At 33.2% G+C, this 25,411-nt stretch carries 21 protein-coding genes, 5 tRNA genes and 1 rRNA gene; 8 read left to right on the top strand and 19 right to left on the bottom strand.

The features are described 5' to 3' along the window. Window positions 1-190 precede the first annotated feature (190 nt). Window positions 191-1,027, bottom strand: coding sequence for a UbiA family prenyltransferase (locus tag CFE53_RS04060; protein ID WP_148120603.1), 837 nt, complete (start codon window positions 1,025-1,027; stop codon window positions 191-193). 199 nt (window positions 1,028-1,226) lie between these two features. Further along, on the bottom strand, window positions 1,227-2,396 hold the full coding sequence (locus tag CFE53_RS04065) for an RNA ligase (protein ID WP_148120604.1): 1,170 nt from the start codon (window positions 2,394-2,396) through the stop codon (window positions 1,227-1,229). A gap of 2,120 nt (window positions 2,397-4,516) precedes the next feature. Between CFE53_RS04065 and CFE53_RS04070 the strand changes: the two genes are divergently transcribed. The 8 genes from CFE53_RS04070 to CFE53_RS04105 all read left to right on the top strand — a co-directional run bounded on the left by CFE53_RS04070 (window position 4,517) and on the right by CFE53_RS04105 (window position 11,927). Next, on the top strand, window positions 4,517-5,740 hold the full coding sequence (locus tag CFE53_RS04070; RefSeq protein ID WP_148120605.1) for a DUF2226 domain-containing protein: 1,224 nt from the start codon (window positions 4,517-4,519) through the stop codon (window positions 5,738-5,740). An 11-nt stretch (window positions 5,741-5,751) separates the two neighbouring features. Continuing rightward, entirely contained in the window at window positions 5,752-6,363 is a 612-nt protein-coding gene (locus CFE53_RS04075) for a fumarylacetoacetate hydrolase family protein (RefSeq protein WP_148120606.1), read from the top strand. A 296-nt stretch (window positions 6,364-6,659) separates the two neighbouring features. Further along, window positions 6,660-7,298: a DDE-type integrase/transposase/recombinase gene (locus CFE53_RS04080; protein WP_148119920.1), complete on the top strand. Its 639-nt coding sequence runs from the start codon at window positions 6,660-6,662 to the stop codon at window positions 7,296-7,298. Window positions 7,299-7,472: 174 nt separating this feature from the next. Then, entirely contained in the window at window positions 7,473-8,339 is an 867-nt protein-coding gene (gene hisG, locus CFE53_RS04085; RefSeq protein ID WP_148120607.1) for an ATP phosphoribosyltransferase, read from the top strand. 127 nt (window positions 8,340-8,466) lie between these two features. Next, window positions 8,467-9,324 carry a DUF5518 domain-containing protein gene (locus tag CFE53_RS04090; protein ID WP_148120608.1) on the top strand — a complete coding sequence of 286 codons (858 nt, stop codon included), beginning with the start codon at window positions 8,467-8,469 and terminating at the stop codon, window positions 9,322-9,324. Window positions 9,325-10,188: 864 nt separating this feature from the next. After that, window positions 10,189-10,845, top strand: coding sequence for a fructose-6-phosphate aldolase (gene fsa / locus CFE53_RS04095; protein ID WP_148120609.1), 657 nt, complete (start codon window positions 10,189-10,191; stop codon window positions 10,843-10,845). Between the two features lie 138 nt (window positions 10,846-10,983). Further along, a complete protein-coding gene (locus CFE53_RS04100) occupies window positions 10,984-11,421 on the top strand; it encodes a hypothetical protein (protein WP_148120610.1) in 438 nt (145 codons plus the stop codon). Further along, on the top strand, window positions 11,418-11,927 hold the full coding sequence (locus tag CFE53_RS04105) for a DUF2085 domain-containing protein (RefSeq protein WP_371677841.1): 510 nt from the start codon (window positions 11,418-11,420) through the stop codon (window positions 11,925-11,927). Before CFE53_RS04100 ends, CFE53_RS04105 begins: the two co-directional genes overlap by 4 nt. A 148-nt stretch (window positions 11,928-12,075) precedes the next feature. On the opposite strand, the gene argB is transcribed toward CFE53_RS04105, so the two are convergent. The 17 genes from argB to ftsZ form a co-directional block, all read right to left on the bottom strand. Then, a complete protein-coding gene (gene argB, locus CFE53_RS04110) occupies window positions 12,076-12,966 on the bottom strand; it encodes an acetylglutamate kinase (protein WP_148120611.1) in 891 nt (296 codons plus the stop codon). Between the two features lie 1,209 nt (window positions 12,967-14,175). Further along, window positions 14,176-14,847: a 4Fe-4S binding protein gene (locus CFE53_RS04115; RefSeq protein WP_371678286.1), complete on the bottom strand. Its 672-nt coding sequence runs from the start codon at window positions 14,845-14,847 to the stop codon at window positions 14,176-14,178. A gap of 4 nt (window positions 14,848-14,851) precedes the next feature. Next, window positions 14,852-14,926, bottom strand: a tRNA-Asp gene (locus CFE53_RS04120). A 12-nt stretch (window positions 14,927-14,938) separates the two neighbouring features. Next, window positions 14,939-15,053 (bottom strand): 5S ribosomal RNA (rrf, locus tag CFE53_RS04125). A 12-nt stretch (window positions 15,054-15,065) separates the two neighbouring features. After that, a tRNA-Lys gene (locus tag CFE53_RS04130) sits at window positions 15,066-15,142 on the bottom strand. A 4-nt stretch (window positions 15,143-15,146) separates the two neighbouring features. Then, window positions 15,147-15,223 (bottom strand) — tRNA-Tyr (locus CFE53_RS04135). 23 nt (window positions 15,224-15,246) lie between these two features. After that, window positions 15,247-15,321, bottom strand: a tRNA-Pro gene (locus tag CFE53_RS04140). A 12-nt stretch (window positions 15,322-15,333) separates the two neighbouring features. Continuing rightward, window positions 15,334-15,407, bottom strand: a tRNA-Thr gene (locus CFE53_RS04145). Between the two features lie 73 nt (window positions 15,408-15,480). Beyond that, on the bottom strand, window positions 15,481-16,119 hold the full coding sequence (locus CFE53_RS04150) for a DDE-type integrase/transposase/recombinase (protein WP_148119920.1): 639 nt from the start codon (window positions 16,117-16,119) through the stop codon (window positions 15,481-15,483). Window positions 16,120-16,251: 132 nt separating this feature from the next. Further along, on the bottom strand, window positions 16,252-17,364 hold the full coding sequence (gene bioF / locus CFE53_RS04155; RefSeq protein ID WP_148120613.1) for an 8-amino-7-oxononanoate synthase: 1,113 nt from the start codon (window positions 17,362-17,364) through the stop codon (window positions 16,252-16,254). A 279-nt stretch (window positions 17,365-17,643) separates the two neighbouring features. Beyond that, window positions 17,644-18,294 carry an NAD-binding protein gene (locus CFE53_RS04160; RefSeq protein ID WP_148120614.1) on the bottom strand — a complete coding sequence of 217 codons (651 nt, stop codon included), beginning with the start codon at window positions 18,292-18,294 and terminating at the stop codon, window positions 17,644-17,646. A 15-nt stretch (window positions 18,295-18,309) separates the two neighbouring features. Further along, a complete protein-coding gene (locus tag CFE53_RS04165; protein WP_148120615.1) occupies window positions 18,310-19,107 on the bottom strand; it encodes a D-aminoacyl-tRNA deacylase in 798 nt (265 codons plus the stop codon). 9 nt (window positions 19,108-19,116) lie between these two features. Continuing rightward, window positions 19,117-20,073 carry a 2-phospho-L-lactate transferase gene (cofD, locus tag CFE53_RS04170; protein WP_148120616.1) on the bottom strand — a complete coding sequence of 319 codons (957 nt, stop codon included), beginning with the start codon at window positions 20,071-20,073 and terminating at the stop codon, window positions 19,117-19,119. Between the two features lie 444 nt (window positions 20,074-20,517). Continuing rightward, a complete protein-coding gene (locus CFE53_RS04175) occupies window positions 20,518-21,675 on the bottom strand; it encodes an MJ1255/VC2487 family glycosyltransferase (RefSeq protein ID WP_148120617.1) in 1,158 nt (385 codons plus the stop codon). A 70-nt stretch (window positions 21,676-21,745) separates the two neighbouring features. Further along, window positions 21,746-22,795, bottom strand: coding sequence for a cell wall-binding repeat-containing protein (locus tag CFE53_RS04180; RefSeq protein ID WP_148120618.1), 1,050 nt, complete (start codon window positions 22,793-22,795; stop codon window positions 21,746-21,748). Continuing rightward, on the bottom strand, window positions 22,795-24,204 hold the full coding sequence (locus CFE53_RS04185; protein ID WP_148120619.1) for a winged helix-turn-helix transcriptional regulator: 1,410 nt from the start codon (window positions 24,202-24,204) through the stop codon (window positions 22,795-22,797). The genes CFE53_RS04180 and CFE53_RS04185 overlap by 1 nt, the downstream gene beginning before the upstream one ends. Window positions 24,205-24,308: 104 nt before the next feature. After that, window positions 24,309-25,397, bottom strand: a complete 1,089-nt coding sequence (gene ftsZ, locus CFE53_RS04190) for a cell division protein FtsZ (RefSeq protein WP_148120620.1) — start codon at window positions 25,395-25,397, stop codon at window positions 24,309-24,311. Between the last annotated feature and the right edge of the window lie 14 nt (window positions 25,398-25,411).

A 25,411-nucleotide genomic window follows, 5' to 3' on the forward strand; every position in this document is an offset into this window, starting at 1 on the left:
AAAGTAAGAAACAACAGAACTCCACTCTGTTTCTTCAGTGTCCAGATATTCCAAGGAATAAATATAATTATTTTTAATCTCTTAATGAGAATTATTTTTAACTTGTATTATTCTTTTGTTTATAATTTTAAATCTTATGATATGGTAGTATTAATATTGGAATAAATTTTCCCATGACCATTATTATACACTAGCCATATACAGCTCCTACTATAAAAGATACCAATATAAAACTTATAATCATCTTTATTTCCTTAGCACACCTATGTGCCTCTTCCTTGGTAGGATTCTTGAGCAGTTTTACAATGGAGTAAAGGAGTAATGTATCACAAAATAGTATTCCTAGAAGATATAGGGAATTGAAAATACCTATCAAGTAGGGTAGTGGACTTAAGATTATCGCTAAAATCAGTAGCCCAAGTGCAAGGTAGAGAGACCTCTTACCGTATTTTATTGGAAGTGATAGAACACCTCTGCTCCTATCTCCTTCTATATCTTCAAAGTCTTTTACTATTTCCCTTGCCCAAGTTGTTAGCATGGCACAGAGGAAGAGTATAAATGTGATAAAAATATTACCAACTGAAGCACCACCGAAGAGAAACACAGAACCTGTAAGGTATGCAACTAGGAGATTACCTATTCTTTTATCCCTTTTGAATCTTTTGGCGTAGAGATATAGAATAAGAGTATTCACCAAGGCTATAATAAAACATATCCAGTTGAAGAGAGAAATAAGTAGCCCAGATATAGCCATTATCCAAACTAGTATTTTGGCACTTTTTAAAGATATTCTGCCAGAGGGAAGAGGACGGTGAGGTTTGTTTATCCTATCTATGTCTATGTCGTATATATCATTTATAACATTTCCAAAACCACAGATGAGGAAGACAACAAGGGCGGCGAGAAGTACCCTATCTAACAGATGGATGTTGAAATTAGAGGCTATTAATCCAGCGATAACTGTCCCAAAAGAAGCAATTAAACAGTTCTTCACCCTTATAAGATCCATGTAGTCCTTTATACCCATAGATATCCCATAGATTAATCTTACCTATTTGTTATTCCTCTGTATTAACTAAATAGGGAAGAGTATTAATAAATCTTGTTTCTATTAAAAGGCAATAGTTTAAAAAATGATAAAAAAGCATCTTAGTACTTGAGATGAGACTCCTTAATCTCTGATTTGATAAAATCCCGATATAATAATAGAAATTTTTTTCTGTTTTTTACCATAAACTACCTTCTAAATAACTCTTAATCTTATCTTTAGTAGATGGATACACCTTACCTATAACTATTCTGTAGATATTGTCTTTCAATACCTCCCTCTCCTTTACAACGTAGGATATATGGACCTCCCTTAGATACCTAAGGAACTCCTCAATATCCTCCTCACTCTCGAAGTATAACTCAAAATCCTCTGTAATCAACTCTCCTTTAGAGACTTTTCTTATAGACTCTACCATAGGGTAGATTATAGATTTTCCTATAGATACAGCCCTTCTCTCCAACTCCTCCTCTCCTTCGTTGAACTCGTAGGACTGGTACCCTTCCCTTATCAATCTACTGAACATAAAGTGGATACCTAAGTCGAATGTGTATCTGAAGGCTACAGAGAGATCCTCGCAATGGGTATAATGGGTAGTGTACTTTATAGGGCCTACCATCATATCAGGGTCCTTTAGTATTATCCCTTCTCTACCTTCACTGTTTAACTTCAATACAATATTCTTTATCTCCTCTATATCCTCTTTCTTAAATACACCTAAGGGTTTTACATAGGGAACATTGTATTCCTCTAACAGTTTATTTCTTTTCTCTACAGGTAAGGATATATTTCCTTCCCTTATATCAAATACATAGAGACCTAAATTTTCTTTAATAACCATATCCCCATCCTTGTAGATCTCTCTATCCACTTCAGGGTAGTAGTGAGGAACGTAAGGGTTATTCAATCCTATTACCTCCCCACATAGTGTTATCTCTGGGTGATCCTCTAAAATATCAGTATTTAACAACTTTGATATCTTCTTGGTAGTAAAGGGACAGATCCTACCTCCTCTAGTAATTCCCAGTACTTCTCCATCTATATTTACAATCCTTACATTGTATCCATTTAACTTCTCCTCAACTATCACTTTATCGATGAAGTGTTTTTTAACTGTTGGATCCAATACTAGGGCCCTCCTTATTTTTGGATATCCCATTACAACATCCATCTCCTCATTTAAAAATAGAATAGTCCCCCTTTCAATATGTCTAACTTTCTTTTTAAATATAATGTATCTCTTATCCCTATATTTACAGAAGGAAATTACTCTCCTCTCAATAGCATTCTTTACAACTTCTTCATCTAAATTCAGTTTTTCAGACACTTTAGAGATATCTATATCCATATAGATCACCAACTGGATAAATTTTGTTATTGTTGGAATTTTAGAGGGTCATTTTAACGCCAATTAAAGTACTAAACTGAAACTGACAATCTATCATGAAGATATGATAAGGCTCTTTTAGTAATTTAAATTATTTATTGATAGATCTTAGTTCCCATAAAAAAATAATAACTGGAAAACATGATAATAAAAAACTATCTCTTCCTGGAATATATATCTTCAAAACTTAAAACACTGAAAAAATATAGACATCTAGATCCATCTACTACTGGCTGGATAAGAAGAAAATTCATAAGAGGTATATCAATAATTACGCTGATCTAAGGTTTTTTCATTTATTTTAATAAACCTTAGTTCCCATCAAGATTGTAATTAGAAGAATAATAATAAAAATAATTATTATGATAAAAATAATAAAAATCTTAAGAGGAATAACAATAAAATAATTCTGAAGGGATAAGAATAAAAAAGTTAAATAACCTTAAATCCATCAAAGTAACGATTTAAATAATAAAAAAGACTGAAAAAAATGATTAAAATTAATGCTATCTATTAAGAAGAATCTATTTCACTTCCATAGCATCTTAGAGCATTCCAGGAAATTATCTTTTGTTCTGGATTTTAATACCTTCTTTTTATACGTTTATTTTTTATAATTATTATTGTTTTTATCAGAATTTTTTGATGGGAATTGGAGTTTTAATAATTATAACTACAAATTTCTCATTTTCTTTTAATGTATAGAAATACCCAGAAATAGAAAAATACAGAAGTTTAAATGGTTTCACTTCTCATTTATAAATTAGTTTATTTTATTGAGATTTTTATTTTTGTAATAATTTTATTAGTATTTTAATGATTTTTTTAGTTATCTTTTTAATAGGAACTAAGTTGATATATGTTATATTTTAAAAATCTTATTATTCTACTCAGTTAGAGAACATTAGAAGGAACTATATGATAAAATTTATTAAAACCAAAAAATTCCTTAAGATTGATTAAGTTATAATTTTATACCCTAGTTCTCATCAAAAGGATAATTTAGAGAATAATAAAAATAATTATAAAAATAATAAAAATAAAGAAAATGTTTAAAAAACAGAAAATTTTAAAAAAAAAGATTGGAGGAGAATGATCCTCTGAATACCTTTTAATACAGGGATTCAGAATAAGATCTCCTATATTATCCAAGGGTTCAGAAAGATCCTAAGGATATCTAATATTTTTATATTGGTTATTTTCATTCTTCTTTTAATCACTACTTAGTGGGAACTAAGTTTTTTATAGTCTTTTTTATTATTTTTATTATTTAAATCGTTACTTTAGTGGGAATTAAGGTATTAAAATATTATTAAAATATAATACTTTTAACAAAATTAATAATAGCAACCTGCTAAGAAGGATCTGCTCCACTTCTCCATAGTGTCTTAGAGCGTCCCAGGAGGTGATTATTTATCTCTTATTTTGATTTTAATACCATCTTTTTATACTTTTATTATAATTATTATTCTTATCAGAATTTTTTGATGGAAATTGGGGTAAATATATTATAAAAATAATAAAAAGAATTTAAAATAAAAACTTCTATTATCCTAGATACAAAATTTTAAAATGAAGATTGGAGGGGAATGATCTCCTGTATATCTTTTAATACAGGAATTCAGAATATGATTCCTTAATCTTACCTAAGTGTTCAAAAAGATCCTAAGGATATATTTAATGATTTTTATATTGATTTATTATTCTTTTAATCACTACTGATGGGAACTAAGGTTTAAAAAATATAATAAAAAAGATATAATAAAATAATAAATAGAGTGGTAAAAATCCACCTACCTATAGTATTCTCCCTAAAAATGTCCCTAAGATCCTGTAAAAAATGAGATTCCAATTTCAACCACCTTTAAGGAGGTATTAAGGAGTCCTATATTATTTTCTAAGTGCTTAGATCTTCTAAAAAGATAGTGTTCCTTGAATACATATTTATATCATTCTTCTTCTGTAAATTCTATTAAAATAAAAGTCCAAAAATGTATAAATAGTAATTAAATATTATTATCTAAATATGAAATAATTATTGATTAAAGAGAACAACCCTCCTCTTTAAATTTGGTGTTAACATGTCAAAAATTATTAGTGATATCTCCGATATTAATTTAAAAAATGCTTTAAAAGAGTTAAATAGGGGATGTATCTATTTTATCTTCAAAAATAAGGAAGGAATCGATGACGTCCATATATTCACTGTTAATGATGGAGAGATTGTAAGTAACGTATATACAAACGGAGAACTGTGGAACGTCTATGGAAATACTGAGTTAGCCTATGAAATACTTCATGATATTAACAAGAAGGTACTCCTATATATTGTAGAGGATGAAAATGTTATAGGACAGTTGTTCATAAGTAGGGAGACTATAAGGGTAAAGGGAGATTCGAAAGAAATTGGAGAGGTTCTGAATAAAAATAGAAATATACTAATAAGGTGTTGTAGCGATATCTATTTCAACACACCTTATATTAAATATATTCAACGTGTAGATAAAAACAAAGTAAGGGATTTTGAAAGTTATTTAAAAGAGAATAAATACTATCTTGTGCATATCAATCTCTCTGTTCTAAATGTCCATAGAAACGGATACTTGGTATATAGAGGTAAGAAACCTGTGGCAGCTGCCTATGAGGACAATTACGGTATTCTATATGGTGATATAGCATATAGAAAGATAAAAAGACTGCTAGAAAAGAATATCTCTATCATTGATATTTATGAGTATAGGGAGGACTTTGTAAAATCATTATTAGATAGTTGTCCAGGAATGAGGGTCATCTGTGAAGAGAAAAGGGCATATAATGAGAGTGAAGATATCTCTATTGAAATAGAAGAAGATGGAGGAAATATATTCGATATTAACTACGATATTAGCATAGAGGATGTAAAAATAGAAGAGACATTATCAGAAGATGATCTTGCACTCTCTAGAGAGGAATTATTGAAAAAATTTGGATTAAAGGATCCAGATGAAGAATGGGTTGAGAGTATATTGAAAGAATATTATGCTCCATCCTTTGATGAATTACTTATTCTAAAAAAGGAATTAGAGAATGAGATCGTTAAAATATGTAGTAAGATAAAGGGGATTAAAAAGATCAACGTATCGCTGGAGGTATCTTGGAAAGATGAAACTTATATTATAGAAGGGGATGTAATAGTGGTAACGAAAAAGGTATTAGGTATAATTGGAGGCATAAACCCTAGATCTATAAGGAGAGAAATAGACAACGTTATAAAGAGACGTATTCCCACAGATTACTCTTTGAATATATCTATAAATATTCTATAAAAGGGAAAAACATGTTGAATATAAATCCAACGAAGGTTGTCTGTGTAGGTCTAAACTACAGGGATCATGCAGAGGAACTTAACATGGAAATACCAGAGGAGCCTATAATATTCCTAAAACCTACATCCTCCATTATCTACCACGAAGATAAAATAGTACTACCTAAGCAGTCTAAAAGGGTAGATCATGAGGTTGAGTTGGCTGTTGTAATAGGTAGGAAATGTAAAGATGTAAAAAAAGAGGATGCTCTGGACTACATCATGGGATACACTATACTAAACGACGTTACCGCTCGAGATATTCAAAAGAAGGACGGCCAGTGGACAAGGGCTAAATCCTTCGATACCTTCTGTCCCATAGGTCCAAGGATAGTAAAGGATATAGATCCAGGGAATTTAGATATTCAGTTGAGGGTTAACGGAGAAGTTAGACAGAAGTCCAATACCAAGAATATGATATTCAGTGTAGAGGAGTTGATAGAGTTTATATCAGAGGTTATGACTCTATATCCTCATGATATTATATCTACTGGAACTCCGCCAGGAGTGGGCATGTTAAGGAGAGGAGATGTTGTAGAGTGTGAGATCGAGGGAATAGGGATCCTGAGGAACTATGTAGTATAATTTTTCATTTGGTTTATTTTAATATAGTATAGTAAAAAAGAGTGTAGGAATATAAGTTATTTTCCCTCTCGGAATATTTGTGGGCATTAGGGGAGCAGAATGAAGTTTATAAACTTTTTATTAAAGGTATGGGTCCTATCAATGATTAGAGTTTTTTCTTTTTCCTAGACCTTAAGATAATAGGGAGAGAAGACTTTTTTATTCAATATAATCCTTTATATAATTATGGACATAACAATTTGGTCCTGTCCACATAAAACAAACATCATATATAACAATGTACATAAGATACTATTATGCTAAGAGTAAAAGATATTATAAAGGAATTAAAAATCTTTAAGAGGAACAAAATACCTATAGAAATTAAAACACTCGCCATTGCAACCTACATTCAGACATCTTCAGTAAGAAGAACTGCCAGAATTCTTTCAGAGATTTATCCAGTCTCAAAAACATCAGTTTGGAACTGGATAAATAAGTTTAAAGAAGAATTATCCATTACAACAGAGGAAAGAGAAAGAGATCTAATAGCGGTGGATGAAACTGTTGTTAAAGGTGGCGGGAAGCACTATTACGTTTATTCAGCTGTAGATGTTGAGAGGAATGAATTAATTTTAATGAGAGTCTATACAATAAGGAATCATCTAATTACGAGGTCCTTTGTAAAGAAAGTACTGAAGTACTGTAGGGGTGAGCCTAAATTCCTTATAGATAAAGCCCCATGGCTAATTAGTGCTCTAAAAAGTCTTAATTTAAACTTTGAACATCAGACTTTTGGGCGGGGGAGTTTGATAGAATCGGTGTTTTCTTCTCTGAAGCAGAGGGTAAAGATCTTTTTCTGCTCTATTAATGCTAAAAATCCTGTTAGAAACTGGAACTTCTTTTGTAGGTTATTTGTTCTGTATTATAATAAACTGAGGTGGTGTTTATGTTAAGTGGACAGGTCCCATTTTTTATTATAAAAAGTAAAATCTCGACTGTAATCTTTTTCTCTTTATTAATTTTTAATCTAATCATTATTATAAATATCATAAATATAAAGAATAATTAACACTACCTCTAAAGAAAAGAAGTAAGATAAATAACTGTCATAAAAAAGGTGATGTATTTTGATACTTTTAGCAGTGCCTAATAAAGGGAGGATCTCTGAGCCTGTTATTAAGATACTGGAAAAGGCTGGGTTAAAGATGTCTGTCAAGGGAAGGAGTCTATTTGCAAAAACTGTAGATGAGGAGATAAATGTAATGTTTGCCAGGGCTAGGGATATTCCAGAATTTGTTGCTGATGGTGTGGCAGATTTAGGTATTACAGGGTACGACTTAGTACTTGAAAGGGAAGTGGAGGATAAGGTAGAGTTCCTCCTAGATCTTAATCTTGGAAAGGCAGATTTAGTAATTGCTGCTCCAGAGGACTCTAATATCTCCTCTATCGAGGACTTAAAGGATGGCATGAGGATAGCTACAGAGTTTCCAAATATTACAAGGAAGTTCCTAGAGAGCAGAAATTTAAAGTTGGAGATTGTGGAACTTAGTGGAGCCACTGAGATAGCGCCCTTCATAGGGGTTGCAGATCTTATAAGCGATCTAACCTCTACAGGTACCACTTTACGATTAAATAGATTGAGGCCTATTGCAACGATAGTATCCTCTACCACAAGGTTGATAGGAAATAAAGAGAGTATAAAAGATCCTAAGAAACTAACAAAAATAAATCAGATAGTTACTGGAATAAAAAGTGTTCTCCATGCCCAGACAAAGAGACTTATTATGATGAACGCTCCTAAGGAAATATTGGAAGATATTAAAAGGGTACTACCTGGTATGAGTGGCCCTACAGTTTCACAGGTTCTCTCTGACGACAGTATAGTAGCTATCCATGCAGTAATAGATGAAAAGGAGGTATTCTCTACAGTGGCTAAATTGGAAGAACTTGGTGCTAGGGATATACTAATAATACCGATTGAAAGAATCTTGTAAAATAACTATTTTATTTTGTGGAGAAGAATATTCCTTTCTTGGGAATGGAAACTTCTAAATGCTGAAGAATAGAGTTTTTAAGAGAAACTGGGAGAACTACTTAAAAAATAGATAACAGGTAATTTTTATGCAATATATAAATGACAGGATGATTAAACCTGTGATAATCGGAGGATTTATTATGGGGGTGTTAGTATTTATTCTTCGATGGATAGAAGGAGATCGTTATTACTATATTCTCTATATTTTATCTGGTATCATCACAGCCCATCTACTAACTCAGGAGTATCTTTCAAGGGATAGGGACTATCTAATATCTGGGGTATTAAGTGGGGGTGTTGCAGGATTTGTCAGTTGGTTGTTGATAACTGTATATTATGTATTGGATGCCCTTGTACATGAGAGGTTGCCTATCTACTCCAGTTTAATGGATTTTGTATTATTTGTCATTTTCCTCTTAATATACTCTCTTACTCCTTTACTACTAGGTGTTACTTTTGGAACTATCGGAGCAATACTTTATAGGATAGTAGAAGGAATAATAAAAAATAAAAAAGATGGAATGGCTAAAGCTGTACTTATTGGAGGAGTTGTCGGCGGAGTACTGCTCTCTATTTTTACTATAGGATTGTTAGAGTGTTACTGTCTTCTCTGTATTCTCCCTGGTGTCATCACAGCTCATTTAATGACTGAAGAAAAAAAAGGATTTAATCAAACTGATAAAGACTATATAATATCTGGGGGTTTTAGTGGTTGTATTGCAGGACTTATCAATTGGGGGCTAGATACGTTGATAATTCTCATAGATGGAATTTTATCGATGGCTAATTACCGTAGTCCTGATGAAATAAGTATGGAAATAGCAATAGCAACAGATTGGCTCATGATGAACATCCCTCTATATATATTAATAGGTGCCATTTCTGGATCTATTGGAAGTATACTCTACAAAAAAGTAAGGAGTAAAATCATTATTAAAAAATAAAATCTAATTTTGTCTAAAAAATCGAAGTATAAGGTGGGGATTGAAATAAATAATAGAGAATGAAGTAAACCTCAAGTGTCTCGAAGAACTGTCAAAATTGTTACAAGTACAAAACTCCAGAAGAACATATTTTACCAAGTAATAATAATAGATTATAGATTTCTATGATGATCACCTAGTTCCCATCAAAAGGATGGTTTAAAGAATAATAAAAATATATACCTTAATTCCCATCAAAGTAATGATTTAAATAAAAAAATAATAAAAACTGAAAAAATATTAAAATATTATTAAAATATAACACTTTTAACAAAATTAATAATAGCAACCTGCTAAGAAGGATCTGCTCCACTTCTCCATAGTGTCTTAGAGCGCCCCAGGAGGAGATTATTTATCTCTTATTTTGATTTTAATACCCTTCTTTTTATACTTTTATTAATTATTATTCTTATCAGAATTTTTTTGATGGGAATTAGGGTAAATATATAATAAAAATAATAAATAAGAAAATGTTTAAAAACAGAAAACTTCTATTATTCCAGATACAGCATTTTAAAAAGAAGATGAAGAAGAATGATCCTCTGATACCTTCTAATACATGAATTCAGAATAAGATCTCCTATCTTATCTAAGTGATTGGAAAGATCCTAGGAATGTTTAATAGTTTTTATATGATTTTATACTGATCATTTTAATCATGATTTTTAATTATAATGATTATCATTTTCATCGTTCTTTTAATCACTACTTGGTGGGAACTAAGATTATAAAAATTAAAGTTATTTTATTATTTTCTTTTCCTTACTAAGAAAAATATATAAAGATAATAAAGAGAATAATGACTAAAAAATTAGAGGTGAGAAGGTGAAATTTTTCTTAGATACTGCAAACGTTGAGAAGATAAGAGAGTTTGCCGAATTAGGTATAGTAGATGGTGTTACAACAAATCCAACACTCATTGCAAAAGAGGGAAGAGATTTCCAAGAGGTAGTTAAAGAGATATGCTCCATAGTAAAGGGCCCTGTAAGTGTAGAGGTAACTGCCTTAGATACTGAAGGTATGGTTAAAGAGGCTAGAGAACTATCAAAACTTGCAGATAACATAGTAATTAAGATACCTATGACTAAAGAAGGTATAAAGGCTGTAAACATCCTATCAAAAGAGGGCATAAAAACCAACGTTACCCTAGTATTCTCTGCAAATCAGGCTCTAATTGCGGCAAAGGCTGGGGCAACTTACGTCTCTCCCTTTGTAGGTAGGTTAGACGACAACGGACAGGAAGGTATGGAGTTAATAAGAGAGATAGTAACTATATTCAAGAACTACGATATAGAAACGGAAATTATCGTGGCATCTATCAGGCATCCACGTCATGTAATCGAGGCTGCAAAACTTGGAGCCCATATAGCTACCATACCATTCCAGGTGTTGGAGAAGATGTTCCACCACCCATTAACAGATAAAGGTATAGAAATTTTCAAGAGGGACTGGGAGAACTATTTAAAAAATAGAAGTAAATAATTTTTTATATCCTTTGATCTTGTAATATCATTATTTTTCTGTTTTTTGGAGGTTATTAAATATTCATTTTAAAAAATAATATATATAATAAAAATTAAGATATTTTTTAATAATATTTTTGTTATTATTGGTGGAATTATGGGATATATAAGAGATGAGATGGTTAAACCTATTCTCATTGGAGGAATTATTGGAGGGGTGTTATCTTCTATCCCAATAATATCGTGTTTAAATTGCTGCTGTCTTCTCTACATTCTATCTGGTGCTATTACCGCTTATTTAATGAGTAAAGAATTTGATCCAAGTGACACTGAATACCTGATAGCTGGAGCACTTAGTGGAGGTATTGCAGGGGTTATCAATTGGTTGTTAGGAATGTTAATAAATATTTTGATATATGGAGTAATGGTTCCATTTATAGGGGAGTACTATCCTACTGAACTACATATGGAGATGATGGGAGCAATGGGTTCCTCTCTGGTAATATCTATGCTTTATATCCCACTATATATAATAATAGGTGCTATCTTTGGAAGTATTGGGGGATTACTCTACGAGAAATTGGGGAACAAATGATGAATATGAAGGGGAGTGTCCGTTATACCTATCTAATAATTCTATTTTTATTTCTTATCTTTTATGCAGGTATTTTTTTGGCTCCTTATTTCTACGATAAAAACAGGATGCTATCTCTTCTTATCTACTCTATATATTCGCAGATCTGCCACCAATTACCTGAAAGAAGTTATTATGTATTTAACCACAAGATGGGAGTATGTGCTAGATGTTTTGGAATTTACACTGGAATCCTAGTAGGAATGATAATATATCCCTTTGTTAGAAGGTTGGATAACTTCAAAACTCTAAATAGATGGTATCTAATTTTGGCATTGGTTCCTATGGGGATAGACGGCACCACTCAATTACTAGGGTTAAGAGAGAGTTTCAACGAGTTGAGATTTATAACAGGATTTATAGGAGGATTTGTAGCTCTCTTTTATATTTTACCTGTATTCTTAAGTATTTTAAAAGATCTTTGGATAGGTAAGATAACAACCCTCGAGAATATTAATAAAAAATAAAATATAATAATAATTTAAAAATAAATAAAAAAATAAAAAGAATTATAATCAAAATAGAAAAATCCCGATCTTCTCCCTAAGGCTCTTTTCTTTCTTTATTTCTGTATTTTTCAATTTAAATAATAATTATTTCTAAACTTACTTTCATCTAATCCTTAACGATCATAGTTCCAATACCCTCCTCTGTAAATATCTCCAGAAGGATAGAGTGAGGTATCTTGCCATTTATAATATGGACGCTCTCCACACCTTTTTTTAGGGCATTTATACAGGCCTTAACCTTTGGTATCATCCCTCCAGAGATCACTCCCTCCTTCATTAACTCCTCCGCCTCTGAGACTGTAAGTTTTTTAAAGAGTGTTGAAGGATCTTCTAAATCTTCCATAATGCCGTCCACATCTGTAATCATTATCAACTTCTTTGCTCCAATAGCTGCAGCAATATCTCCTGCAACTATATCAGCATTTAGATTGAATATTTCACCTCTATCGTCTATTCCAATAGGAGATATTACAGGAATATACTTTTTCTCCAATAGTATGTCTATTAACTCAGTATTTATCCTCTCCACTTCACCAACTTTACCTAGGTCAACCTCTATCTTTTTGTTATCCTTTATAATATACTCCTTCTTCTTTTTAGCCTTAATAAGATATCCAGATTTTCCAGAGAGCCCTATAGCCTTACCTCCATACTTTCCAAGTTTTGATACAATATCACCGTTGATCTTTCCAACGAGTATCATCTTAACGATCTCCATCGTCTCCTCGTCAGTCACCCTTAAACCATGGATAAACTCAGGTTTCTTTCCCATCTTCTTCATTGCAGCATCTATTTCAGGACCACCTCCATGAACAACAACAGGATTTAAGCCAACAAATCTTAGGAGAACTATATCCTGGGCCACCCAATTTTTAGCCTCTTTATTTATCATGGCGTGGCCACCATATTTTATTACAATCTTATGGTCCTGAAACTTACATATGTAAGGTAGTGCCTCTACCAGCACCTCTGCCTTGAGTTTGTTGTCTATCTTCATAGTTTCACCTTTTTAAGAGTTATATTGAGTTCCATCGAAGTGATAGTAAAATAATGAAAAATAGTAATTATAAAAATTATTAAAAATATTAAAAAGTTAAGATAGCAAATAATAAAAAGAGTAAAAATTCTCATCTTTTCGATTTTTATTTCTTTATTTTTATTACTTATTTTTTTATGATATTATAGTTAAGTACATAAATGTTTTAAACCTTGTAATAAAAATTAAAATTAAAATAATAATAAAAACAAGTAAAAATAGAAATAAGAAATTAAAGAGAACAAAAAATCCCTTAAGAAAAAGAGTTAGCAGGAATCTACCTTATTTCTCGAGTGCTCAGCACATCTAAGGGATAACGGCGAGAATATTCATCACTATATTTTTTTCAGAGTCCATAGTCGAAACTAAAAATATTTTTAATATCTTAGTTCCCATCGAGATGGTGATTAGAAGAATAATAAAAAAATAATTATTATAATAAAAAATAATAAAAATCTTAAGAGTAATAACAATAAAATAATTCTGAAGGGATAAGAATAAAAAAGTTAAATAACCTTAAATCCATCAAAGTAAGATTTAAATAATAAAAATAAAGAATAATAAAAAAGGACTAAGAAAGTATTAATAATAAAAATATAATATCTAATAATCTAACAAAATTAATAATACCCAGCCTGTGAGGAAGGATCTGCTCCACTTTCATAGAGTATCTTAGAGTATCCCAGGAGAAATTATTTATCTCTTATTTTGATTTTATACCTTCTTTTTATGTTCTTTTATTTTTTATAATTATTATTCTTATCAGAATTTTTTGATGGAAATTAGAGTTTTTTAATTATAATTAACCTTAGTTCCCACCAAATAGCAGTTAAAAGAACAATGAAAATAATAATTGTTATAATAATAAAAATCATGATTAAAATGATCATGATCAGTATAAAATCTATATATAAAAACTATTAAACATTCTAGGATCTTTCTAATCACTTAGGTAAGATAGGAGATCTTATTCTGAATCCCTGTATTAAAAGATATACAGAGGATCGTTCTCCTTCAATATTATTTTTAAAATTTTTTTGTATCTGGGATTAATAGAAGTTTTTTATTTTTAATTTTTTCTTATTTTTTTATCTTATTATTTTTTATAATTCTTATTATTTTTTTAAACTATCCTTTTGATGGGAAGTAGGGTTTTTATTTTGATCATAATTATTTTTTCATATCCTTTAAAGGGCATATATATTCACACTCCCTACAGCATATACAGGAGTAGATATCAATACTTACTATAAGGGATTTTATATAATCCTCTGGAGTGTAAATTGCCTTCATAGGACAGAGGTCAACACAGGATAGGCAGGCTTTACATCTATCTTCTTTAATAAATACCCTACCATCTTTAAAATATAGTGCACCTTCAGGACATCTCTTTATACAGAGACCACAAAAATTACATCTACTCTCTACTATAATAGGTGTTTTAGGTCTAGGTATCTCCTTCTTGATAATAGGTATTGTACACACTATTCCACAGTATCCACATTTTATACATCTCTCCTTATCTACTCTAAATCTATCTAGGGTTATAGCATCAGTTGGGCATACATCCACACACGCACCACAACTCTCACAGATAACATCTCTAAATTTAAACAACTTTATAGCCTCTGTAGGGCATACCTTGGTACATAAACCACAGACTATACAGTTGTCTAGATTTGGATACGCCTCCTTTACCACTTTTTTAGGATTTTCTTCTTGAAATAGATGCTTAAATATAAGTTTTAGTAATTTTTTACCTAGCACAGCATCCCTCGATGATATCAAATATTGTTTATCCCAAAAATATTTAAATATACAAATATAAAGTAGTAAAAAAATAAAGCGCCCTGGTCGGGATTTGAACCCGAGTCACAGGAGTGACAGTCCTGTATGATAGGCCCGGCTACACCACCAGGGCAAGGGAAAAAGTGGCTGACGGCGTCGCCCCGTTCCCACCCAAAGGCAGTACTTGGGGCATCGCTGGAGGGCTTAATTTCCGAGATCGGGACGGGATCGGATGTAGCCCCTCCGCTATGGCCGTCATGCCAGAGAATATTTGGCGGGCCCGAAGGGATTTGAACCCTCGACCACCTGGTTAAAAGCCAGGCGCTCTACCAGGCTGAGCTACGGGCCCTCACTGGTCCGGCGGGCCGGATTTGAACCAGCGACATGCGGATCTACAGTCCGCCGTTCTACCAGGCTGAACTACCGCCGGACTTTGAGCATATAATGGGTTGATGGGCCTGCCCAGATTTGAACTGGGGTCTCAGGATCCCAAATCCCAAAGGATAGACCAGGCTACCCCACAGGCCCAACCTAGTATTAAGCCCCGGGGGGGATTTGAACCCCCGACCACCTGATTACAAGTCAGGCGCTCTACCAGGCTGAGCCACCGAGGCATTTCACTTGCACACAAAATAAATACACTTCTCATATATAAACTTTTCGGTTCCCCTCTCTGGACCTGTCCACTTAACATAAACACCACCTCAGTTTATTATAATACAGAACAAATAACCTACAAAAGAAGTTCCAGTTTCTAACAGGATTTTTAGCATTAATAGAGCAGAAAAAGATCTTTACCCTCTGCTTCAGAGAAGAAAACACCGATTCTATCAAACTCCCCCGCCCAAAAGTCTGATGTTCAAAGTTTAAATTAAGACTTTTTAGAGCACTAATTAGCCATGGGGCTTTATCTATAAGGAATTTAGGCTCACCCCTACAGTACTTCAGTACTTTCTTTACAAAGGACCTCGTAATTAGATGATTCCTTATTGTATAGACTCTCATTAAAATTAATTCATTCCTCTCAACATCTACAGCTGAATAAACGTAATAGTGCTTCCCGCCACCTTTAACAACAGTTTCATCCACCGCTATTAGATCTCTTTCTCTTTCCTCTGTTGTAATGGATAATTCTTCTTTAAACTTATTTATCCAGTTCCAAACTGATGTTTTTGAGACTGGATAAATCTCTGAAAGAATTCTGGCAGTTCTTCTTACTGAAGATGTCTGAATGTAGGTTGCAATGGCGAGTGTTTTAATTTCTATAGGTATTTTGTTCCTCTTAAAGATTTTTAATTCCTTTATAATATCTTTTACTCTTAGCATAATAGTATCTTATGTACATTGTTATATATGATGTTTGTTTTATGTGGACAGGACCAAAAAATGAGTAGAAAATTAGTATTTTGTGTAAAAGTCTTTTTAACTCCTTGATTATCTTTCTCTAAATACCATAAATTATGATATACAGTCATTTAACAACCTACCTAACCTCTCAAAATCCTCCTCCCTATGTCCCACATTTATACTAACCCTTATCCTCTCAAGACCCTTAGGTACAGAGGGATACCTAATTCCTGGAGCGTATATCCCATTCTTAAGTAGATACTCAGAAACCTCCATAGTCCTATCTCCCAGTATTATAGGGTATATAGGTGTTAAACTATCCTCCTCAATTAGATTGTACCTCCTAAATATCCTATTTGCACTCCTTATATTCTCCTGCAACTTCTTAGTTAAATGGCCCTCCTCTATCAACTCTAAACTCTTAAGGGCTCCAGAAACCAGTGAAGGAGGTAGAGCAGTTGAGTATATGAAACTCCTTGAGGTGTTTATTAGGTACTCTATCACCTCCTCTATTCCACATACAAAGCCCCCCAACCCTCCAAATGCCTTAGACAGGGTGCCTATCTGGATGATGTTATCTGAGGGTTTTAAGTTGAAGTGTTTCAAGGTACCTTTACCTCTGCCTAGTACTCCGGTACCGTGGGCATCGTCTACTATAACTACACCGTTGTACTCGTCTGCAATTCTCTTTATGTCCTCCAGTGGCGCAATATCCCCATCCATGGAGAAGACTCCATCTGTGATAATGAATATATTGTTGTAGTTCTTTCTCTTTTCCTCTAGGATATTCACTAAACTTTCCACATTACAGTGCTCGTATATCTCCACATCTGCCCTACTTAACCTACACCCGTCTATTATAGAGGCATGGTTTAACCTATCACTTAGAATGAGATCTCCCCTTTTACAGAGGGCACTTATAACCCCAATGTTTGTAGAGTAGCCAGTTGGATATAGGAGGGCCCTCTCTGTTTCTTTGAATTCTGCCAGTCTCTCCTCTAAGATCTCATGGTTTATATTCCCAGAGGTTAATCTGGATCCTGTAGATCCTAGACCATACTTCAGCCCTTCCTTAACTGCTTCTATTACCTCTGGGTGTTTTGAGAGACAGAGATAGTCATTTGAGGAAAAGTCTAAAATATCTTCTCTTTTTTTTCTCAGGGATCGGTATAAGTTGTTTCTCATAATAGTTTCTAATTCCCTCCTTAATTCCGATCTAAACATAATTCCCCATATTCCCTATATAGATGGATAATTTTAATAATAGACTTATAAATTAGAAATATTTATTTTTATAATTAAAAACCTCTAGAAAAAGGAAAGATATATTATATCAACTTCCCTACTTAGAAAATAAATAATAATAGAGGTAGATGAATTTTATCCTTTTTCTAGATGTTAGAAACTCCGGGGAAAATACCATAATAAAAATTTTTTTACTCTTTTTATAAATTATTTTTTATAATAATTTTTTTTATTTTTAATAAAATTTATTATTTTAAATTAAAGAAACAACTTTCTAACGTAGTCTACAGAGTCCTTCTTAGCCAAAACTATAACCCTATTTTTAGGTTTTAACCTAGTATCTCCATCTGGTATCTTTAACTCGCTGTCCTCATAGATGGCAATTATAAGGTAATCTTTATTCTTTTCCAAATCCCTTATACATTTATTGGCAACTTTCGAGTTCTCTCCAATAATTAACTCCAAGATCTCCGCATCTCCCCTACCTATCACTGCAAGATCCACTATACCAGGGAGATCTATAAGTTTCTCAATATAGTTTGCTGCAACAAGTTCAGGGCTCACTACCACATCTATATTTAGATTTTCGAATACTTCTTTATATTCAGGATCCCTAACTCTCACAATAGTTTTAGGAACCCCATAGTTCTTAGCCAGTAAAGCACTCATGAGGTTTATCTCCTGTTGGCCAGTAACTGCTATGTATATATCAGCACTTTCAATATCTGCACTCTCTAAGGTCTTAATACGGGTACAATCCCCATTTATTACAAGGGCGTCTATCTCACAGGCTACCTCCTCACATACCTCCTTAGAGATATCTATAAGCACTAAGTCGTGGTTTTTTTCTGCAAGGGATTTGGCAAGTGCAAAACCTACCCTCCCTATACCTGCAATTACGATGTACATGGTTTATCCCTTTAATTAAACCCTCTTCCAGAGAATATTGTTATCTTCAAAAAATTTAATATACCTTTTTTTATCCTCACCTCTAAGGCCCTTCCAGTCAAGGATCACATAGTCGAAGTCCTGTTTCTCGATCAACTGATTTAGAACTCTCTCTGAAACCTTTGCATACTTTGGAACTATATAACCTACATAATATTTGCCCTCCAGCACCAACTTTGTAAACTTTGGAGCGTAGTGTCCTCCACCAAAGGCAATTACTCTATCTAAAGGATCGTATCTCTTAGATGTAAGTTGTTGAATAGTGTCTATTATAGCCCTTCCGATGATCTCTCCTCCCTCCTTTATCCTCCACTCCCTCTCTGTACTCCCTATCTCTACAAATACAGTGGGGGCGACTAGATCTGAAGGGCCATGGTGGACACCTTCAAAGGATACCTGGAAATTCAGATGTCTATATCTCTCCTCTCTGTTGTGTCTGGAGATGTTCCTTAAAAGTAGGGAGTTTAAAACACTATCACAGGGACATACCTCCTCTGGATTACCTCCAAAGAGATTATCTGCTGTGAGATTTCCAGGAGTATGTACTGTTAAAGTTGGAGGTGGATTCTCTCCACCACTTCTATGTTTTGATAGGAAGATATAATAGTCGTATCCCTTTGGAATATCTTCCTGGGTAAGTGTTATGAGATCCTTATCTGTTTCAAAGTAGGAGATATTCTTTCTAATACCACTTTCCTCCAATATTGTATCTAAATTCTCCTTGATATTCATCCCTGCAGGATCCTTGATAGAGTATATCAGTAGGTATCTCATAATCTCCCATTAGCCTTTCCTGTACTCCTCTAATATCTTCTTAGCCAGGTTTATCTTATCCTCCATATTCTTAAGTATAATGTTTGTCGTCACTACATTGCACTCTATACCTTCTTTTTTCTCTTCTAAGTTATCCTTATTGTCTATTATAAGAGTATCTACGAGATCTTCGTAGAACTTATACACTCCATAAATGTTAACAGGATAACCTTTAGATTCCATTAGAACACCTGCTGGCCCACTAACTGCACTATCTCCCACTATAGGAGATACTACAAATACCTTTTTACCCTTAAGTGCTTTTCTAATATCCCTTATACTGAGTATTGGACCTATGGAGGTTATAGGGTTAGAGGGTCCAATAACCACCAAATCTGCGCCCTCTATAGATTCCAACGCTCCATCTACTCCCTTGGCATACTGTGAATTCTCATAGAATACATCTAACACCTTGGCCCTACCTTTCCTCTTTATCCAAAAGTCGTGGAACTTTAGGAGGATCTTCTCCTCTCTATCTCCAACATCCTCTTCAACAAGTATCTTCGTCTCCACCCTGTCATCTGTCATTGGAAATACTTTACCTTTAATGTTTAACAATTTCCTCTCCATATCTACAACCTTGGAGAGAGGATAACCTTTTCTTAAGAAGTAAGTCTTATGGATCTTCAGAGCCCTGTCTCTATCTCCAATCCTCAGAAATTCAGAGAAACCATCAGATTCATACATCTTTAAAGTCTCATGAGTAATGAAGGTGTCGTTTTTAACCCCGTACCATGTTTCCTCGTTTATTAAATCTGCGAAGGTGTAGAGTACTGTATCTATATCTGGAGATAGGTAGAGATCCCCCACCCAGGTGTCCTCCCCAGTATTCACAACTACAGAGATATTTTCCTCGTCAATTACTCTTTTTAAACCCTGTAGAAGTTTAGGAGTACCTGTACCTCCTGATAGTAGAGTTATCTTCATAGTTTCCCTGTTGTCTATTTTGTTATACAATCTTCCATTAACCTGGTTTATCTTTTATTATTAATTATTATATTTTAATTAGGAGTCCTTTATGATTTATATTAAAATTAGAATTATTAAATTAAAAAAAGAGATTGACAAAAAATAATAACCTAAATAATAATTTATAACAAAATAGAAAAAATTTAGTGTCAATACTAAACCTTTCGCAATTATTCCCAATACTGGAGAAATAGCAGAATTCTCCGAAGATAGAGATTTATTATTTTTCAAATGGTTTCCATTATTTTTATTAGGTATTTTTTTATCTTATTATTTTGATAATTGTTTATAGGATTTTTAATATAAGGCTAATTTTTTCCTATTTTAATTAATTTATTAAAATTTTCATAGAGAGTAGCATTATTTACTAAAAAAATATATTTTTTGTTTCATAACCATAATTTAAAACATCTTAAATCTCTTGCCCTCCCTTGAAAACTTCAAAAGGGAAATAATTCCCTTTGATCTACTATCTCTTTCATGTTTCCTTACAATCTCCCTTATATTTGCCCTACCGTTGTAGAACTTACATAACTCCTTTAACTTCTTAGCATTTTTAAAGTAGATAGGATTATTCATCATTTCATCAATGGCCCACTCCAAGGTATTCTCTAAATCGATATGACTAAGGGCTATTCCACATTTTAGATCTCCTATCTTTTTACTGTTATTCTCCTGTTCAGGGTGGTAGAGGTCTGGAATGGTAATAACAGGTTTTCCAAAACTTACAGCCTCCATCAAGGTAGAGTGTCCTCCATGACATACGATGAAGGAACATCTTCTTATAAGATCCTCCATATTAGTTGTGAAAGGTATGATCTCTACATTTGGAGATTTAATTTTCCTAAGTTTTTTTGCAACTTCATAACTTCCACATACCATTTTTACCTTAATATCTTTTCGTCTGGATATTTCATTTAGCAACTCTAATATTCTGTATCTGTATTCAAACCCGCCTATTACACTGAGGATATAATTATCATCTTCATCCTCGTAGTCATCCACATGGTATCTAATTAAAGGTCCAATAAACTGAAGGTTGTCCAACATAGTTAGGTTGTACTCACAGATGGTATAGGGCATTGGGAGATCAGGTATTATTACACCTTTAGACTGTTTATTTATTATGTTTAAAAACCTCATAACAGGATAAACGATGAACTTTCTATTATCACAGGATCTGGTATAATTTTGGTTAGTAACTATATAAAAAGGAATATTCAATAACTTTGCAACTAGGGCAGTACTGTATTTACAGTCGGTAATAATAAGATCAGGTTTATACCTCTTTACTATCTTTAACTCCCTCTTTATAGCCTTTGTAGGTTTATGCTCCCTGTTGAAGATACTTCCTTTAATATCAAATCTACCGTTATACCCAGTTAATTTAACCTCTGGATAGGTTTCAAAAACTTCGTAATTACACCTTTTTATAAAATCCATACTCTTTCCATACGCTATAAATTTAACCTCATGTTCTTTTGATAACTCTTCTCCTATAGCAAGACATCTGGTAGTGTGTCCAAATCCTTCACCACATACAGATATAAGGATCTTCATAGTAACCCCATTTTAATTATTATTCCCAATTAATTATTATTAAAATTATTATTATTTAATAGTTCCTAAATTAATACGACCGCTTTGTTAATTTCTTATTCATATATTCCTCCAAACAGGAGCAGGGTATGTTGTATTTTTCAACAGGGATATTCTTAGACCAGAGTTGTGTTTTTGCCTCATAAAGGGCCTGTTTTAGATCCTTATTTTTTCTGTACAGTTCCATAGTCCTCTTAAGAATAAGAATATCTACAGTGACGGTAATACTGCTATCAACAGGATCGTTTTCAAAAGTTATAATGTGATCACTATTAGATACATTAAAACCATCATACACTATAGGTATATCTAGGTACTTGGAGAGGAGTACTACAGAAGGTGTGTTCTTATTCACCTCTACTAAGTATTTACAGTTGGAATTTAAGGAAGTATTCTCTAAATCTAATAGTTTATATCCAAATTTGGATATATACCTGTTGTTTGTGAACTTTATATCCATATCTGGACATCGACTTAGAACCAAGATCTCGCCAGGTACCTCTAAAACATACTCCCTATCGTACCTGCCAATAAGTCTTCTGCTCTTATAATAGTACAACTCAACGGTACCGTCGTCCCTATAGACTCTCATAATATCATTTGGATCATAAACATTTATAAAACAGTAAACAGGTGTATAACCCTGGGAGATCACTCCTATAACGTCTTTAAAGTTTGTACCATTTACTAAAATCATCTCTTTTTCACTATTTATCCTCTTAAGAATCTTTTCACAGGTTTCTACTCTAGTGGGACCCCATATTCTTACAACATTGCCGTATTCCCTCAACCTCTCTTCAACACTATGGGAAACTGCTAAAGGCCCTCCTACAATAACTATCCTCTTTGGTGCAATGGCTTCAATGAGGGACTCTATAGAGGGATTTAGATAGTCAGTATTGGTTTGAAGTACAACTCCATTTACCTTATATGCATACTCTGTAGCAACTATACAGTCTGGCCAGTTGTTATTTGTAATAACTACAGTATCGACAAGGGAGGGTTTCTCCTCTCCAATAACTAACCCCTCTACACTCCAAGGTAGTAACAGCAAAAAAATAAGAATATATATTCTTTTCATTACTCCCACCTAAACTTATCTGTTAGCGCCAACTTATTTATCCTACCAATTTTAACCTTTTTTATTATACCTCTATTCTCAAGATCTGCTACTATCCTGGAGACTTTAGGTTTGCTCATCCCTGTAATCTCTACGATCTCCTTCTGGGTGATTTCTCCGTACTCTTTTATCAAATTTACAATAGTTTTCTCCTCTTCTGTTAATATATCCATTAGCATATTCTTTAAGGTTCTTTCGTACTCTTTTATCTTCTTCTTTAACTCTCCTATATCCTTCTCATATATCTTTAGAGTACTCTTTAAATCCTCTATGATTTTCTCCTTCTCAGAGATTATCCTTTTACTTTTTTCCAACTCTTCTCTGTACTTTTTATTGATATCCTCTAACTCCTCCAGTTTAACATTTAACTTTATAATTTCACTTTTATAATCTTCAAGTTGGTTGTTTAGATCTTCACAGGTTTCTTTAAGTTCCTTTATTATTTTATCCTTCTCTATATCCTCTCCCTTTAAGGTGTTTAACTGGGATACCAACTCACTTAACTCATCTACTAGTTCACAGTTTTTTTTCTTTAACTGTGAAATAGTATTATCTTTACTTTCTAACTCTACCTTAAGCATATTTAGGTCGTTTAACAGGTTATTAATCTTATTTGATAACTCATCTATAAGTTGGTCCCTTTTTATAACCTTCTTTTTTTCGTAGTATATTCCATAGATAGCCCCTATAATTATTACCATTAGGGTTATTAGAAGTAGATTGTAATAGAAATTGTTAAGGGGCGTGTTATTGTTATCGTTGATGTAATTAATAGGTTGTACTACATAGGACACAGTTGCTGTAAAGTATCTATCCTCTTTGTTCAGTTTTCTCTTCCATTTTATGTATATTCTCTTTCCGTCGGTGTCTATGGTGTAATCTTGGGGTGTTATACTTAAGAGGCCCTCTGCAGGAGATACTACAGCGGCTCCCTTTGGTAGTATTACAGTCATTGTAAAGTTGGAATCTACAGCAGGTATTGTTGCTGAAAACATCTTTTTTCCATATTTGTCCCAGATCATATCTCCATTAAAACTTATGTTAATATAACATCTTTCTCCCTTTTTTATAGGGCTTTTAAATTTTATCTCTATCTTAGTAGAACCTTCTTCGTGATCCTCTTCTATATAACTTATATTTTTGTTAGAAGATACTTTCAGGTTGTAGATAGTATGGGGTAGAATATAGGTAATAGTAGGGATCTCCTCAGAGTTGTTGTTGTATATAACTAAGTATATATTCCCGTGTACGATGTCATTCTCATCTATACTAAATACTACCTTGTAATCTTCAAACTTTATAGCCTCACTTATATTTACAACTGTAAAAAACAGGAGAAGAATCACTACAGTGTATTTTTTTACCACCATTTTATTTCCCTTGTTTAACTGCTAAGTAAAATAAAAGAGTAAATAAAATAATTAAAAAATAATTATAATAATATATAATAAAATATAAAAAAGTTATACTATATTTATACTATATAGTCTATTCCTAGAGAGTTACTCTTTTTAGGTTTTGGCAATATCTTCTTTAGAGGTCTATTACTACCGAATATGTTTGGAGACTTTACTCCTGTGACTATGGCCATGACTCTTAGACATCCTTCCATGGATGGATCTATTCTTGCTCCCCATATTACGTTGGCATCTGGGTTGAGGTTCTCTGTGATCCTCTCTCCGATCCTTACAGCCTCATCCAATGACAGATCTGGACCTCCAGTTATATGTATGAGGGCCCCTGTCGCTCCAGTGTAGTCCACATCTAGGAGAGGACAGTTCATCGTCTCTTTAACCACTCTTTCTACTCTGTCTCCCTTGGTATCAGAATCCACCTCACCAACCCCTATCATAGCCACTCCTCCATTGGTCATAACTGCCTTTACATCTGCATAGTCGATATTTATCAAACTCTTCTCACATATGGTCTCAGTTATACCCTTTACTGCATTTGCTATGATCTCATCTGCAACCTTAAATGCATCGTTTATAGGTAGGTTAGGTACCAACTCTAACAATTTGTTGTTGTCTATTACGATAACAGTATCACAGGTCTCTGTTAGTCTTTCAAGACCCTCTTCTGCCTTCTTTAATCTAGCCCTTTCTATCTTAAATGGATAGGTCACAACCCCAATTACTATAGCCCCCTGTTCCTTAGCTATTTCAGCCACCACTGGAGCAGAACCTGTCCCTGTACCTCCTCCTAATCCTGCAGTAACGAACACCAAGTCAGCATTTTTTAGAACATCCTCCAATACACCTCTTGCCAACTCAGCAGACTTCCTCCCAATTTCAGGGTAACCTCCAGCACCGAGACCCCTTGTCAGTGTAGATCCTATAAGTATTTTCTTATCAGCATTTATATGCTCTAGATGTTGCTTATCTGTATTTAAGGCGATAGTTTCTGCCCCCTTAATGCCCATCTCCATAAGTCTATGAATCGTATTGTTTCCTGCACCTCCACAACCTACTACGAGAATATTTACCTTTCCAACCTTATCATCTTGTAAATTTTTACTACCTTGATCAGTCTTTCTAGAGAGCGCCTCATTAACAAGTCTCATAATCCTCCTCCTGG

Origin of the sequence: Methanofervidicoccus sp. A16, assembly GCF_003351865.1 — an archaeon.
In the GTDB taxonomy this organism is placed as follows: Archaea; AGJL01; Methanococci; order Methanococcales; family Methanococcaceae; genus Methanofervidicoccus.

Excerpts from the sequence above, each read along its gene's own strand:
- CFE53_RS04150 (WP_148119920.1), bottom strand. The coding sequence starts at position 16,119 with ATGCTAAGAGTAAAAGATATTATAAAGGAATTAAAAATCTTTAAGAGG.
- bioF (WP_148120613.1), bottom strand. The coding sequence starts at position 17,364 with ATGTTTAGATCGGAATTAAGGAGGGAATTAGAAACTATTATGAGAAAC.
- argB (WP_148120611.1), bottom strand. The coding sequence starts at position 12,966 with ATGAAGATAGACAACAAACTCAAGGCAGAGGTGCTGGTAGAGGCACTA.
- CFE53_RS04175 (WP_148120617.1), bottom strand. The coding sequence starts at position 21,675 with ATGAAGATCCTTATATCTGTATGTGGTGAAGGATTTGGACACACTACC.
- CFE53_RS04105 (WP_371677841.1), top strand. The coding sequence starts at position 11,418 with ATGATGAATATGAAGGGGAGTGTCCGTTATACCTATCTAATAATTCTA.
- CFE53_RS04080 (WP_148119920.1), top strand. The coding sequence starts at position 6,660 with ATGCTAAGAGTAAAAGATATTATAAAGGAATTAAAAATCTTTAAGAGG.
- CFE53_RS04075 (WP_148120606.1), top strand. The coding sequence starts at position 5,752 with ATGTTGAATATAAATCCAACGAAGGTTGTCTGTGTAGGTCTAAACTAC.
- CFE53_RS04060 (WP_148120603.1), bottom strand. The coding sequence starts at position 1,027 with ATGGGTATAAAGGACTACATGGATCTTATAAGGGTGAAGAACTGTTTA.
- CFE53_RS04185 (WP_148120619.1), bottom strand. The coding sequence starts at position 24,204 with ATGGTGGTAAAAAAATACACTGTAGTGATTCTTCTCCTGTTTTTTACA.
- CFE53_RS04165 (WP_148120615.1), bottom strand. The coding sequence starts at position 19,107 with ATGAGATACCTACTGATATACTCTATCAAGGATCCTGCAGGGATGAAT.
- cofD (WP_148120616.1), bottom strand. The coding sequence starts at position 20,073 with ATGAAGATAACTCTACTATCAGGAGGTACAGGTACTCCTAAACTTCTA.
- CFE53_RS04065 (WP_148120604.1), bottom strand. The coding sequence starts at position 2,396 with ATGGATATAGATATCTCTAAAGTGTCTGAAAAACTGAATTTAGATGAA.
- CFE53_RS04070 (WP_148120605.1), top strand. The coding sequence starts at position 4,517 with ATGTCAAAAATTATTAGTGATATCTCCGATATTAATTTAAAAAATGCT.
- ftsZ (WP_148120620.1), bottom strand. The coding sequence starts at position 25,397 with ATGAGACTTGTTAATGAGGCGCTCTCTAGAAAGACTGATCAAGGTAGT.
- CFE53_RS04090 (WP_148120608.1), top strand. The coding sequence starts at position 8,467 with ATGCAATATATAAATGACAGGATGATTAAACCTGTGATAATCGGAGGA.
- CFE53_RS04180 (WP_148120618.1), bottom strand. The coding sequence starts at position 22,795 with ATGAAAAGAATATATATTCTTATTTTTTTGCTGTTACTACCTTGGAGT.
- CFE53_RS04160 (WP_148120614.1), bottom strand. The coding sequence starts at position 18,294 with ATGTACATCGTAATTGCAGGTATAGGGAGGGTAGGTTTTGCACTTGCC.
- CFE53_RS04100 (WP_148120610.1), top strand. The coding sequence starts at position 10,984 with ATGGGATATATAAGAGATGAGATGGTTAAACCTATTCTCATTGGAGGA.